General features: G+C 70.5%; 12 protein-coding genes. 9 read left to right on the top strand and 3 right to left on the bottom strand.

Translation table 11 applies throughout. From position 1 onward, the window contains the following. Positions 1–52: 52 nt before the first annotated feature. Positions 53–778 carry a class I SAM-dependent methyltransferase gene (locus ABD366_RS23110; protein WP_324773897.1) on the bottom strand — a complete coding sequence of 242 codons (726 nt, stop codon included), beginning with the start codon at positions 776–778 and terminating at the stop codon, positions 53–55. A 144-nt stretch (positions 779–922) separates the two neighbouring features. Between ABD366_RS23110 and ABD366_RS23105 the strand changes: the two genes are divergently transcribed. Genes ABD366_RS23105 through ABD366_RS23085 form a run of 5 tightly spaced genes read left to right on the top strand, consistent with a single transcriptional unit; the run spans position 923 to position 6,668 of the window. Next, positions 923–2,557, top strand: coding sequence for a peptide ABC transporter substrate-binding protein (locus tag ABD366_RS23105; protein ID WP_324773899.1), 1,635 nt, complete (start codon positions 923–925; stop codon positions 2,555–2,557). 30 nt (positions 2,558–2,587) lie between these two features. Further along, on the top strand, positions 2,588–3,511 hold the full coding sequence (locus tag ABD366_RS23100; RefSeq protein ID WP_324773901.1) for an ABC transporter permease: 924 nt from the start codon (positions 2,588–2,590) through the stop codon (positions 3,509–3,511). After that, a complete protein-coding gene (locus ABD366_RS23095; RefSeq protein WP_411293843.1) occupies positions 3,504–4,532 on the top strand; it encodes an ABC transporter permease in 1,029 nt (342 codons plus the stop codon). The genes ABD366_RS23100 and ABD366_RS23095 overlap by 8 nt, the downstream gene beginning before the upstream one ends. A gap of 5 nt (positions 4,533–4,537) precedes the next feature. Further along, positions 4,538–5,521 (top strand): ABC transporter ATP-binding protein, encoded by a 984-nt coding sequence (locus ABD366_RS23090; protein ID WP_324773903.1) that lies wholly within the window; start codon positions 4,538–4,540, stop codon positions 5,519–5,521. Further along, on the top strand, positions 5,508–6,668 hold the full coding sequence (locus tag ABD366_RS23085; RefSeq protein ID WP_324773905.1) for an ABC transporter ATP-binding protein: 1,161 nt from the start codon (positions 5,508–5,510) through the stop codon (positions 6,666–6,668). The genes ABD366_RS23090 and ABD366_RS23085 overlap by 14 nt, the downstream gene beginning before the upstream one ends. A 140-nt stretch (positions 6,669–6,808) precedes the next feature. On the opposite strand, the gene ABD366_RS23080 is transcribed toward ABD366_RS23085, so the two are convergent. Continuing rightward, positions 6,809–8,998 (bottom strand): S9 family peptidase, encoded by a 2,190-nt coding sequence (locus ABD366_RS23080; RefSeq protein WP_324773907.1) that lies wholly within the window; start codon positions 8,996–8,998, stop codon positions 6,809–6,811. 173 nt (positions 8,999–9,171) lie between these two features. Between ABD366_RS23080 and ABD366_RS23075 the strand changes: the two genes are divergently transcribed. The 4 genes from ABD366_RS23075 to ABD366_RS23060 all read left to right on the top strand — a co-directional run bounded on the left by ABD366_RS23075 (position 9,172) and on the right by ABD366_RS23060 (position 12,935). Next, on the top strand, positions 9,172–9,366 hold the full coding sequence (locus tag ABD366_RS23075; protein WP_324773909.1) for a hypothetical protein: 195 nt from the start codon (positions 9,172–9,174) through the stop codon (positions 9,364–9,366). Between the two features lie 31 nt (positions 9,367–9,397). Then, positions 9,398–10,324, top strand: coding sequence for an N-acetyl-1-D-myo-inositol-2-amino-2-deoxy-alpha-D-glucopyranoside deacetylase (mshB, locus tag ABD366_RS23070; protein WP_324773911.1), 927 nt, complete (start codon positions 9,398–9,400; stop codon positions 10,322–10,324). After that, a complete protein-coding gene (locus ABD366_RS23065) occupies positions 10,324–10,758 on the top strand; it encodes a DUF6113 family protein (RefSeq protein ID WP_324773913.1) in 435 nt (144 codons plus the stop codon). The genes mshB and ABD366_RS23065 overlap by 1 nt, the downstream gene beginning before the upstream one ends. 143 nt (positions 10,759–10,901) lie before the next feature. Then, a complete protein-coding gene (locus ABD366_RS23060) occupies positions 10,902–12,935 on the top strand; it encodes a hypothetical protein (protein WP_324773915.1) in 2,034 nt (677 codons plus the stop codon). Positions 12,936–13,020: 85 nt separating this feature from the next. Here the strand turns inward: ABD366_RS23060 and ABD366_RS23055 are convergent, their stop codons facing one another. After that, the gene (locus ABD366_RS23055) at positions 13,021–13,863 is read right to left on the bottom strand and encodes a transglutaminase-like domain-containing protein (protein ID WP_324773917.1); all 843 of its coding nucleotides are present in this window, start codon (positions 13,861–13,863) and stop codon (positions 13,021–13,023) included. Between the last annotated feature and the right edge of the window lie 7 nt (positions 13,864–13,870).

Here is a 13,870-nt window from a genome sequence, read left to right as displayed (position 1 = left end):
TCAGGGGCGCGGGGAACTGCGCGACCAGCCCCCACGCACCCGCAGCGAGAAACTAATCCGCCACCCGGCACACGCTGACGATCTCCGGGCTGGAAGCCGTCAGAGGGGACCGGTCGAAGCCCCCGTACCGGGCCCCGGCCACAAGCCCGGCCCCGCCCAGGAACCCGTCCAGCTCCCCCTCGGAGAGAAACCGCAGGGTACTGCGACTGACCTCGGCCCCCGCCCACCCCGCCGCGCTGAACGTCGTATCGAAGGTGACGGTCCGCCCGTCGAACCCGGCGACCACTTCGTGCGCGACCCGCACCCCGTCCACCTCCACCGCCCGCGCCGGCGTCCACCCGGCCCACGCCCGCGCCGCGGGATTCCGCGTTTCGAACGCGAACCGTCCCCCGGGCGCGAGCAGCCCCCGCACCGCTGCCAGCGACGTGCGGATCTCCGCGTCGTCCACCCAGACCTGGAACGCGTGCCCGGTCATGACGACAAGGTCGAACGGCCCCTCCAGCCGCGCGGCCGAGCCGAGTGTGCCCTCCACCCACTCCACATCCGCCCGGCGCCGGGCGACGGCCAGCATCCCCGCCGCCGGATCGAGCCCGCACAACCGCCCCCGGTGCCCCTCCTCCCGGGCGCGCACCAGTAGGGCCCCCGTCCCGCACCCCACGTCCAGTACAGCGCCGGCGCCGCGCACCAGGTCCAGGTAGAAGTCGTCACCCGGCCCCCAGGGGTTCAGCGTGTCGTAGAGCGCGGCGAGGCGGGCGTCGGTGAAGGCGTGGTCCGGCATCGGCCGATGATCGCCCCGGGCGTACCGACACCACCACCCCTTTCTCGTAGGGCCCCCGTAAGGCCGTCTTAAAAGTGCGCTATGCCCAGGTGGCATCGATATTGAGGCGTACGTGACTTGTGACCGGTATGAGGGAGGCACTCCATGCGTGGAGCCACGCACGCCAAGTGGGCGGCTGGTGCGGTGGTCGTAGCCATGGCGGCGACGGCCTGTGGCGGCGGCGACAGCGGCGGCGGTGGCGGTGGTGACGGCTCCGGTGTCGTGCGGTCCTCGTGGGGCGACCCGCAGAACCCGCTGGAGCCCGCCAACACCAACGAAGTGCAGGGCGGCAAGGTCCTCGACATGATCTTCCGGGGGCTCAAGCGGTACGACCCGAAGACGGGCGCCGCCAAGGACATGCTGGCCGAGAAGATCGAGACGTCGGACCAGACGAACTTCACGATCACGGTCAAGGACGGCTGGACGTTCTCCAACGGCGAGAAGGTCACCGCGAAGTCCTTCGTGGACGCCTGGAACTACGGCGCGAGCCTGAAGAACAACCAGAAGAACGCGTACTTCTTCGGGCAGATCGAGGGCTACGACAAGGTGCACCCGGACTCGGGCAGCCAGTCCGCCGACAAGCTCTCCGGCCTCAAGGTCACGGGCGACCGCACCTTCACGGTCAAGCTCACCCAGAAGTTCTCGACCTGGCCCGACACGCTCGGCTACGCCGCCTTCGCCCCGCTGCCGAAGGTGTTCTTCGACGACCACGACAGTTATGTGAGCAAGCCGGTCGGCAACGGGCCGTACACCGTGGACTCGTACCAGAAGGGGTCTCAGATGTCCCTTCGCAAGTGGGACAGGTACCCCGGTGACGACAAGGCGCAGAACGGTGGCGTCGACCTCAAGGTCTACACGGACAACAACACCGCCTACACCGACCTGACCGCCGGCAACCTCGACCTCGTCGACGACGTGCCCGCCTCCCAGCTCAGCAACGCGGACAGCGACCTGAGCGGCCGGTACATCAACACCCCGGCCGGCATCATCCAGACCCTCGCCTTCCCGTTCTACGACTCCGACTGGAACAAGTCGGACAGCGACAAGGTCCGCAAGGGCCTGTCCATGGCGATCAACCGCAAGCAGATCACCGAGTCGATCTTCGAGAAGACCCGCACCCCGGCCACCGACTGGACCTCCCCGGTGCTCGGCGAGGACGGCGGCTACAAGTCCGGGCTCTGCGGGGAGTTCTGCGACTACAAGCCCGACGAGGCGAAGAAGCTGGTCAAGGAGGGCGGCGGCATCCCCGGCGGCCAGGTGAAGATCGGCTACAACGCCGACACCGGCAGCCACAAGGAGTGGGTCGACGCGGTCTGCAACTCCATCAACAACGCCCTCGACAACGACAAGGCCTGCGTCGGCAGCCCCACCGGCACCTTCGCCGACTTCCGCAACAAGATCACCGACAAGAAGATGACGGGCCCGTTCCGCGCCGGCTGGCAGATGGACTACCCCCTCATCCAGAACTTCCTCCAGCCGCTGTACTACACCAACGCCTCGTCCAACGACGGCCACTGGTCCAACAAGGAGTTCGACTCCCTCGTCGACAAGGCGAACGGCGAAGCCGACCAGAGCAAGGCGGTCAAGACCTTCCAGCAGGCCCAGGAGGTCGTCCGGGACAACATGGCGGCCATCCCGCTCTGGTACCAGAACGGCAGCGCCGGCTACTCGGACAAGGTCTCGAACGTCGCGCTGAACCCGTTCAGCGTCCCCGTCTACAACGAGATCAAGGTCAACTGACAGACCCGGACGCCAGGGACGGAGCCCTCAATGGGACGGTATGTGATCCGGCGGCTGTTGCAGATGATCCCGGTCTTCATCGGCGCGACGCTGCTGATCTTCCTCATGGTCAACGTGATGGGCGACCCCATCGCGGGGCTGTGCGGCGACAAGGCCTGCGACCCCGCCACCAAGGCCCAGCTCTCGAAGGAGTTCGGCCTCGACAAGCCGGTGTGGCAGCAATACCTGACGTACATGGGGAACGTCTTCACCGGCGACTTCGGCACCGCGTTCAACGGACAGAAGGTCACCGAGCTGATGTCGACCGCGTTCCCGGTCACCATCCGCCTGACGATCGTGGCGATCCTCTTCGAGATCGTCGTCGGCATCACCCTCGGCGTCGTCACCGGCCTGCGCCGGGGCCGTCCCATCGACACCGGCGTGCTGCTGCTGACCCTCGTCGTCATCTCCGTCCCGACGTTCGTCACCGGTCTGCTGCTGCAACTGCTGCTCGGTGTGCAGTGGGGGTGGATCAATCCGGCGGTCTCCACGGAGGCGTCGTTCAGCGAGCTCATCGTGCCGGGCCTCGTGCTCGCGTCGGTCTCGCTGGCCTACGTGACCCGGCTGACGCGCACGTCCATCGCCGAGAACAAGAGGGCGGACTATGTGCGCACGGCCATCGCCAAGGGGCTGCCCCGGCGCCGCGTCATCACCCGGCACCTGCTGCGCAACTCGCTGATCCCCGTCGTCACCTTCATCGGCGCCGACGTCGGCGCGCTGATGGGCGGTGCCATCGTCACCGAGCGCATCTTCAACATCCACGGCGTCGGCTTCCAGCTCTACCAGGGCATCCTGCGCCAGAACACCCAGACCGTGGTCGGCTTCGTGACGATCCTCGTGCTGGTCTTCCTCGCGGTGAACCTGATCGTCGACCTCCTGTACGCCGTACTCGACCCGAGGATCCGCTATGCCTGAACCGCAAGCGCCAGAGCCCCCCTCCGGACGGCCCGGAGCGACCGGCGGCGGACGCGCACCCGAGGACGGCGCCATCGCGGCGACCGGCATGGGCGGCGCCATGGACCTCGCCACGAGCGAGGGCGCGGCCCTGGAGAACCAGCCGGGCGGCCCCCTCGGCACCGGCCCCGCGGGCAAGCCGCGCAGCCTCTGGTCCGACGCCTGGCGCGACCTGCGGCGCAACCCCGTCTTCATCATCTCGGCCCTTGTCATCCTCTTCCTGATCCTCATCTCGATCTGGCCGCAGCTGATCGCCTCCGGCAACCCGCTCTCCTGCGATCTGTCCAAGCGCCAGCAGAGCTCCCAGCCCGGCCACCCCTTCGGCTTCGACGGCCAGGGCTGCGACGTCTACACACGCACCGTGTACGGGGCCCGCAACTCGATCACCGTCGGCGTCTGCGCCACGATCGGCGTCTCCCTCCTCGGCTCGGTCCTCGGCGGCCTCGCGGGGTTCTTCGGCGGGTTCTGGGACTCGGTCCTCTCCCGCATCACCGACATCTTCTTCGCGATCCCCGTCGTCCTCGGCGGCCTGGTCCTGCTGTCGGTCGTCACCAGCAACACCGTCTGGCCCGTCATCGGCTTCATGGTGCTGCTCGGCTGGCCGCAGATCTCCCGCATCGCCCGCGGCTCGGTCATCACCGCCAAACAGAACGACTACGTCCAGGCGGCCCGCGCGCTCGGCGCCTCCAACTCCCGGATGCTGCTGCGCCACATCACGCCGAACGCCGTCGCGCCCGTCATCGTCGTCGCGACCATCGCCCTCGGTACGTACATCGCCCTGGAGGCGACCCTCTCGTACCTCGGTGTCGGTCTGAAGCCACCCGCGGTCAGCTGGGGCATCGACATCTCGGCCGCCTCCGGTTACATCCGCAACGCCCCGCACATGCTGCTGTGGCCGGCCGGAGCGCTCGCCCTCACGGTCCTCGCGTTCATCATGCTCGGCGACGCGGTGCGCGACGCCCTCGACCCGAAGCTGAGGTAGCGCCCATGCCGTTGCTCGAAGTACGCGATCTGCACGTCGAGTTCCGCACCCGGGACGGCGTCGCCAAGGCCGTCAACGGCGTCAACTACACCGTCGACGCGGGCGAGACGCTCGCCGTGCTCGGCGAGTCGGGCTCCGGCAAGTCGGTCACCGCCCAGGCGATCATGGGCATCCTCGACATCCCGCCCGGCCGGATCGCCGGCGGCGAGGTCCTCTTCAAGGGCCGGGACCTGCTCAAGCTCAAGGAGGAGGAGCGCAGGAAGGTCCGCGGCGCCGAGATGGCGATGATCTTCCAGGACGCGCTCAGCTCCCTCAACCCGGTGCTCTCCGTGGGCGACCAGATCGGCGAACTGTTCTCCGTCCACCGCGGGATGTCCCGCAAGGACGCCAAGGCCAAGGCCGTCGAGCTGATGGACCGGGTCCGCATCCCGGCGGCGAAGGAGCGGGTCGGGCAGTACCCGCACCAGTTCTCCGGCGGCATGCGCCAGCGCATCATGATCGCGATGGCGCTCTCCCTCGAACCCGACCTGATCATCGCGGACGAGCCCACCACCGCCCTCGACGTGACCGTCCAGGCCCAGGTCATGGATCTGCTCGCCGAGTTGCAGCGCGAACTCAACATGGGGCTCATCCTCATCACGCACGACCTCGGCGTCGTCGCCGACGTCGCCGACAAGATCGCCGTGATGTACGCGGGCCGCATCGTCGAGCACGCCCCCGTCCACGAGATCTACAAGGCCCCCGCGCACCCGTACACCAAGGGCCTACTGGAATCGATCCCGCGCCTCGACCAGAAGGGCCAGGAACTCTTCGCCATCAAGGGCCTGCCGCCGAACCTGATGCACATCCCGCCCGGCTGCGCCTTCCACCCACGCTGCCCGATGGCGCAGGACGTGTGCCGCACGGACGTCCCGCCGCTCTATCCCGTCTCCGAGAACCGTCGCAGCGCCTGCCACTTCTGGAAGGAGACGATCGATGCGTCACGCTGAGGGCGGCTCGCACGTCAGCAAGGGTGATATCCGGCGCGAGGGCGAGCTCGCCGAACACCTCCTGCACAAGGCGCAGGCCGAGTCGGAGTACGCGAAGAACGGCTCGGCCTCCGGGCGCGAACCCCTCCTGGAAGTACAGGGCCTCGTCAAGCACTACCCCCTCACCCAGGGCATCCTCTTCAAGAAGCAGGTCGGCGCGGTCAAGGCCGTCGACGGCGTCGACTTCGACCTCGGCCAGGGCGAGACCCTCGGCATCGTCGGGGAGTCCGGCTGCGGCAAGTCCACCGTCGCCAAGATGCTGGTCAACCTGGAGCGCCCGACGGCCGGCGTCATCAAGTACAAGGGCGAGGACATCACCCGCCTCTCCGGCCGCGCCCTGAAGGCCGTGCGCCGCAACATCCAGATGGTGTTCCAGGACCCGTACACCTCCCTCAACCCCCGGATGACCGTGGGCGACATCATCGGGGAGCCGTACGAGATCCACCCCGAGGTCGCGCCGAAGGGGGACCGCAGGAAGCGGGTGCAGGAACTGCTCGACGTGGTCGGGCTCAACCCCGAGTACATCAACCGCTACCCGCACCAGTTCTCCGGCGGCCAGCGCCAGCGCATCGGCATCGCGCGCGGCCTCGCACTGCGTCCCGAGATCATCGTCGCCGACGAGCCGGTCTCCGCACTCGACGTGTCGGTGCAGGCCCAGGTCATCAACCTCCTGGACCAGCTCCAGAACGAGTTCGACCTCTCCTACGTCTTCATCGCCCACGACCTCTCGATCGTGCGCCACATCTCCGACCGGGTCGGCGTCATGTACCTGGGCCGCATCGTGGAGATCGGCTCCGACGCGGAGATCTACGACCATCCCACGCACCCCTACACGCAGGCGCTCCTGTCGGCCGTGCCCGTGCCCGACCCGGAGGCGCGCGAGCACCGCGAACGCATCATCCTCAGCGGAGACGTGCCCTCGCCCGCCAACCCGCCCTCCGGCTGCCGCTTCCGCACCCGCTGCTGGAAGGCCCAGCAGCGCTGCGCCGACGAGGTCCCGCTCCTCGCCGTCCCCGCGGTCTTCCGCCTCGGCGACCCCGGCCCGGCCCAGCACCCCTCGGCGTGCCACTTCGCCGAGGAGAAGCAGGTCGTGCCGACCGAGCAGTAAGAGCGGCCGGAGCCTTTACACGTGCGCAACTCCCCGGACGCGACGCCGATATAAGGGCGCGCCAGGATGAACACCGTACGGCCGTGCGGGTGCCGTTGACCGGGCCGGAGCGCGCCATGTCGCTCCGGCCCGGTCGTCATTCAGCCCAGGCCCAACGACCGCTTCAGGAAGTCCACTTGAAGCAGCAGCAGATTCTCGGCGACCTGCTCCTGCGGCGTCATGTGCGTCACCCCGGACAGCGGCAGCACCTCGTGCGGACGCCCGTCCGCGAGCAGCGCTGAGCTGAGCCGCAGGGCGTGCGCGACCACCACGTTGTCGTCGGCGAGCCCGTGCACGATGAGCATCGGCCGGTGCTGCCGCGCGGCGTTCGACAGCCCGTCGTCCGTCACCAGTGAGCTCTTCGCGTACGTGTCCGGGGACGCGGCCGGATCGCCCAGGTACCGCTCCGTGTAGTGCGTGTCGTACAGCCGCCAGTCCGTCACCGGGGCGCCCGCGATGCCCGCGTGGAAGACGTCGGGCCGCTTCAGCACGGCCAGCGCGGAGAGATAGCCGCCGTAGCTCCAGCCGCGCATCGCCACCTTGGACAGGTCGAGGGGGAAGCGGTCGGCCAGCGCGTGCAGGGCGCTCACCTGGTCGTCCAGGGTCAGCGTGAAGTCGCCGCGGATCGACTTCTCGCGGCCGGGCGAGATGCCGGGCGCGCCCCGGCCGTCGGCGACGATCACCGCGAAGCCCTGGTCGGCGAACCACTGCGAGGTCAGATACGGGTTGTGCGCCGCCACGACACGCTGCCCGTGCGGGCCGCCGTACGGGTCGAGCAGCACCGGCAGCGGGCCGTCCCCGTCCGTGTACGAGGCGGGCAGCAGAACGGCGCACGGGATGCCGTCCGCCTCCGTCAGCGTCACGCGCGGGGAGAGCAGCGGGCGCTCGGCGTGCGAGGCGATGTCGGCGACGTGCTTGCCGTCGCGCTCGACCCGCACCCGCGCGCCGGGGGAGTCCGGGGTCGCCGAGACCAGCACCGTGACGCGGCCGGAGCGGACCGCCGTATGGACGCCGGGTCCGGCCGAGACGCGCTCCACGCCCAGTTCGTTGACGCGGTAGACATGCACCTCGCCGGTCTCCGGGGCCGGGGCGTCGGCGCCCGCAGAGGCCGACAGGAGCACATCGCTGTCGCCGACGTCGAGCACGGCCCGCACATGCAACTGCGGCCCCGTCAGCAGCCGTTCGCCGACCGCGAGGACCCGCGCGCCGCCCTCGTCGGCGATCCGCACGAGCTGCCCGCTCGGCGACCAGCACGGCACGCCGGGGAACAGCTCCAGCCACGCGTCGTCCTCGTCGGCGTGCACCATCCGCGTCGACCCGTCGTCCGGGTTCACCGCCAGGTACAGCTCGCTGAGCTGGTCGCGGGCCTGCACGAGGATCAGCGGGGCACCGTCCGCCGACCAGTGCACCCGGGCCAGGTACGGGTAGGCCGACCGGTTCCAGTTGATCTCGGTACGGCTGCCGTCGAGGCCGTACGCGAACAGGCGCACCTCGGCGTTGGGCGTACCGGCCGACGGATAGGCGTTGCGGGCCGGCTCGCGGTCCGGGTTCGCCGGGTCGGCGATCCACCAGCGCCGCACGTCCGCGTCGTCGGCGCGGGCCACGAGCAGCCGGTCCGAGTCGGGTGACCACCAGTAGCCGCGGTAGCGGCCCATCTCCTCGGCCGCGATGAACTCCGCGAGGCCGTACGTCACCGTCTCCGACTCGGGGGAGGCAAGGACCCGGTCCCCGGTGTCCTCGCCGTCCTCGCCGCCCCCGGGGCCTTCCGCGCCGACGACGCGCAGCGCGCCCCGCGCGACGTAGGCGATGTGCCGGCCGTCGGGGCTCGGGCGCGGGTCGATCACCGGTCCGGCGGCCGGGAGTTCACGGGCCGTGCCCGCGCGCAGCTCCGCCGTGAAGAGGCGGCCCGACAGGGCGAAAGCGGCCAGTTCGGCGGCGGCGTCCGTCGCGTAGCCCACGATGCCGGAGCCGCCCTCGCGGCTGCGCTCGCGCCGGGCCCGCTCCTCGGCCGACAGCCGCTCCGACGAGCCGCCGAGCAGGGTCGCCGGGTCGGCGGCGATCCGCTCCCGGCCGCTCGACACGTCCAGCACCCACAGGGCGTTCGCCCGGTCCGTACCGGCGGACGAGCGGAGGAAGACGACGCGCTCCCCGTCGGGCGACACCGTGAAGGCGCGCGGCGCACCCGAGGTGAAGCGTTGCGTACGCGCGTGCTGACGAGGAAAGGAGTACGTCTCGTTACCGCTGTCGGGTGCGGTGTCGGGCCCGCTCTCGGAGCCGCTCTGCGTGGTCATCCCCGAAGCCTAGGACCCATGTCGACCATGCGCCCCCACGCGCTCCAGCCCGCCCCCAGTGCTCCCTCACCATGACTCATGCGGAGCGACGGATAGTTATGATTCGTAGCGTTGAGTGGGTAACCAACAGGGGATATCCGTCGGCGACCGATCACTTTGGAGGAGGGACCGCTGTGGCACTCTCGATCTCGGCCGTGGTGCTGTTCGCGATCATCGTCTTCATCCTGATCAAGAAGTCGGGGCTGAAGGCCGGGCACGCGGTGGTCTGCGTGCTGCTCGGTTTCTATCTGGCGAGTTCCTCCATCGCCCCCACCATCCAGGAACTGACGACGAACGTGGCGGGCATGATCGGCGGGATCAAGTTCTAGCCCCGGCGCCGTGGGGTTCTAGGCTTGGAGCATGACGGAACTGCCCGGCCGGCGTCTGCTTCTCGTGCATGCGCATCCCGACGACGAGTCGATCAACAACGGTGCCACGATGGCCATGTATGCCGCCGACGGCGCCCACGTCACGCTCGTGACCTGCACCCTCGGCGAAGAGGGTGAGGTCATTCCGGACGAACTGGAGCATCTCGCCCCGGATCGCGAGGACCTGCTCGGCCCGCACCGCATCGGCGAGCTGGCCGCCGCCATGAAGGAGCTGGGCGTCACCGACCACCGCTTCCTCGGCGGCCCGGGACGCTACCGCGACTCCGGGATGATGGGCGCCGAGCAGAACCGGCGCCCGGGCGCGTTCTGGTCGGCCGACCTCGACGAGGCGGCGGCGCACCTCGTGGCCGTCATCCGCGAGATCCGCCCGCAGGTCCTCGTCACGTACGACCCGGACGGCGGATACGGCCACCCCGACCACATCAAGGCGCACCGCGTGGCCATGCGCGCCGCCGACCTCGCCGCCGAACCGGCCTTCCGCCGCGACCTCGGAGATCCCTACACGATCTCCAAGATCTATTGGAATCGTGTGCCCCGTACGACCATCGGGGAACTGTTCCGCCGCGTCGAGGCAGGGCTCGACCGCACGCCCTTCGACACCACCGCCACCGTCTCCGACGTGCCCGGCGTCGTCGATGACGAGCGCGTCACCGCCGAGATCGACGGCCGCCCCCACCAGGTGCGCAAGGAAGCCGCGATGCGCGCGCACGCCACCCAGGTCTCCATCCCGGAAGGACTCGGCGTGTTTGCGCTCTCGAACGGCCTCGCACAGCCGATGCTTCCGATCGAGTACTACGAGTTGGTACGCGGCGAGCCCGGATCGGCCTACGAGAAAGACCTGTTCGAGGGCGTCCAGGGCATCGACGACAGCAACGGCATCCAGGGAGCACGCGCGTGATGAGCAGCAGCAAAAGCGGCAACGCCGCAACGGCACGCCAGGTCGACCTCCCCTTCAGCCTGTCGCTGTCCCCGTCCGGAGCCGTCGTCCTCCTCGTCCTGTTCGTGCTCGGCGTACTCGTCGGCGCCGCGGGCGCGCTGCTCCAAGGGGGCTGGTTCCCGGGCGGGTTGCTGCTCGCGCTGATCGGCGCGGCCGGCCTGTTCCACGGCGGCGTCCGGCTGACCCGTGGTAGATCCGGGGCGGTGGCACCCGCGGCGGGCTGGCTCGTCGCGGTCATCCTGCTCACGGCGAGCCGTCCCGAAGGCGACTTCCTGTTCGGCGCGGGACTCGGCTCCTACCTCTTCCTCCTCGGAGGGATGGCCGTGGCTGTGATGTGCGCCACGCTTGGGCTTTCACAGCAACCACCCGCGTCCGCTGCCCGACTTGGGAAGTGACGTACCACTTCGGGTCTTGTCCCGTAGGGGATTCACCATCCGTCACACCGTGATGCCTGGCCGCGCCCAGTATGGTGGTGCGCGCCGCCGAGCAGCCCGCGTGAGGTCGAGACGGGCGGCGGAGCCAACCGGGAGAACCTGCTTTGAGTCGTGAAACTGACAGTTCGTCCTCCGGGCCCCAGGGGCGCGGCGCTGCCGCCTACCCGTCGGGGACGCCTCCGTACGGTACGTCCGCGCAGGGCGCGGCGTCCGGCGACGCCGACCCGCTGGGCCAGGTGCCCCCGGGTGATCAGGGCACCCCGGACACACCCAGGACCGAGACGACGCTGACGACGCGCATCCGGATCAACATTCCGGGTTCGCGTCCGATCCCGCCGGTCGTCATGCGCACGCCGATGAGCGACGTCGACGCCGGTCCCCAGGACGGCGCCGACGCGCCGGCCGGGGCCTCCGAGCCCGACTCCGCCGCGGGCCGCCCCTCCGCACTAGCCGGATACGGGGGAGGGGGCACGGACACCGGCACGAGTGCCGGCCCCGCCACGGGCCCCGCCGGCGGTGACGCCGCCGAGGCCAAGGCGCCCCGAGAGGAGAAGACCAGCGACTGGTTCGCGCCGCGCAAGGGCGCCGCGAAGCCCGGCGCCGGAGCGAACGGCGCGGGCGCGGCGGCGTCCGGACCGGCCGCGGGCAACCCGCCGAGCGGCTCGAACGGCGGCGCCCCGTCCGGTACGTCCGGCGGCTTCGACGTGACCGGCGCCCTGGCGGCGGGACCGCTCGGCGGCGGCTCGACGCCCCCCGCCGGCAGTGACCGGGGCGACCTGCCCTACTTCTCCGGCAACTCCGGCAACTCCGGCAACTCCGGCAACTCCGGCGCCCCGGAGCCCGGCGCGCACCGCGGCGGCCCGGCCGGGCCCACGACGGGCCCCGCCACCGGCGACGGCCCGATGGTCACGCCGCTCACCCCGAACCCGGCGGTCCGCCCCGCATCGGGCGCCCAGAACCCGCCGCGGATGAGCGACGACACCGCGATCCTCACCCCGCAGAAGCCGGCCCCCGAGCCGCCCGGCGGCCATGTGTCCGGCTCCACGCTCACCAGCGGCATCCCGGTCGTCCCGCCGGGCGGCCAGGGCGGACCGGGCTCCCCGTTCCCGCCCGGCTCCGCGACGCCGCACACCCCGCCGAAGCTGCCCGAGCCGGTGCCGAGCACCACGGCGGCGGCCCCCGCGAAAAAGAAGAAGGGCCGCAGCAAGCTGGTGCTGCTCGCCGTGGGCCTCGTCGGCGTGGCCGGAGTCGCGTACGGCGCGGGCCTGTTGATGAACCACTCGGACGTGCCGAAGGGCACCACTGTCCTCGGCGTGGACATCGGCGGCGGCACCCGTGACGAGGCCGCCGCCAAGCTCGACGAGGCCCTCGGCAAGCGCACGGGCCAGGACCTGAAGCTCCAGGTCGACGGCAAGACCGTCGCGCTCAAGCCGGACCAGGCGGGCCTCTCCCTGGACAGCGCGGCCACCGTGTCCGCCGCCGCGGGCAGCGACTACAACCCGGTCTCCGTCATCGGCTCGCTGTTCGGCAACGAGCGGGTCGTGGAGCCCGTCATGCCCGTCGACGAGGAGAAGCTGCACGCCGCGCTCGAGCAGGCCGCGGGCGGCGCCGCCGGATCCGGTGACGGCACGATCAAGTTCGTCCCGGGCAAGGCCGTCGCCGTCCACGGCAAGACCGGCAAGGGCATCGACGTGGAGAAGTCGACCACCGCCGTTCAGCAGGCCTACCAGGCACAGGTCGAGACGGGCACGTCGACGCCGGTCCAGGTCCCGACCACGACCCGGCAGCCGACGGTCTCGGACGCCGAGGTCGACCGGAAGATGCAGCAGTTCGCCGAGCCCGCCATGTCCGGCCTCGTCACGGTCAAGGCGGGCAGCGCCTCGATCCAGTTCGGCCCGGACAAGTCGCTGCCGAAGATCCTCGGCATGAAGGCGGTCGACGGCAAGCTCGTCGAGACGTACGACCTGGAGGCGCTCAAGAGCCTCTACGGCAACGTCTTCGACGGCGTCCTCATCACCCGGGGCAACGGCAAGAAGACGCCGGTCCAGCCGACCGACGTCGCCTCGGCCATGGGCAAGGCCCTGCTGGGCAAGACCGCCGCCGAGCGCACCGCGACGATCGCGACGAACGCCGGCTAGACCGCTCACGTCACAGGTCCCCGCACCGACAGCGATCGGTGCGGGGACCTGTGACGTTGCGGGCGGGGTTCGAGCACACGGGCTCTCAGTTCAGCATCGCGCGCGCCGCCCTGGCCTGCCCGAGGACCCGCTCCGCCGCGGAGGTGTCCACCGCACCGATGACCTCCGCGTACGACTCCAGCTCCACGGCGCCGGTGACGAAATCACCCCGCTGCACCAGCAACTGCGCCCGCTCGTACCGCAGCCGCGCCGGATGCGACGGCAGCAGCAGCGACAGCTCTATGGCCCACAGCGCCACGTCCGAACACTCGGGCCGCGTCGCCGCCCACGCCCGGATGTTGTTCAGGATCCGCAGCACGACCTCCAGCGGATCGACGGGCCGCAGCATCGACGGATCCATCGGCGCGCCCGTCGCCCCGGCCACCAGCAGCTCCGCGTCCGGCCCCGTAAGCACCCGCCCCGAACCGAACGGGTCGGCGAGGACCTGCTCCCCGGGGTCGCCGAAGCCGACGACGAAGTGCCCCGGCAGCGCCACCCCGTAGACCGGGGCCCCGGCCCGCCGCGCCACCTCCATCCACACCACCGACAGCAGGATCGGCAGCCCGCGCCGACGCCGCAGGACCTCGTGCAGCAGCGACGACTCCAGGCGCTGGTAGTCGGCAGCCACCCCGTGGAAACCGAGCTTGCTGCCGAGCAGTTCGGCGAGCGCGGTGGCCCAGGAGCGCGGGCCGCCCGGCCGGAACGGCAACCGCCCGGCCAGCTCGTCCAGTTCGATCTGCACCGCGTCCATGCCGGCCTCGTCGAGCGAGCCGTCGGCCTGCGCGGCGAGCAGCACACACAGCTGGGCGAGATCAGGCCGCTCGGACCGTGCCTCCTCGGCGAACCGGCGCCGAAGCTCCGTGGAACGGGGGGACAAGTGGGGGGACATACGAGCC

The sequence above is a fragment of the Streptomyces kunmingensis genome, assembly GCF_039533535.1.
GTDB lineage: Bacteria > Actinomycetota > Actinomycetes > Streptomycetales > Streptomycetaceae > Streptomyces > Streptomyces kunmingensis.
This window is presented reverse-complemented; position numbering and strand designations above follow the sequence as displayed.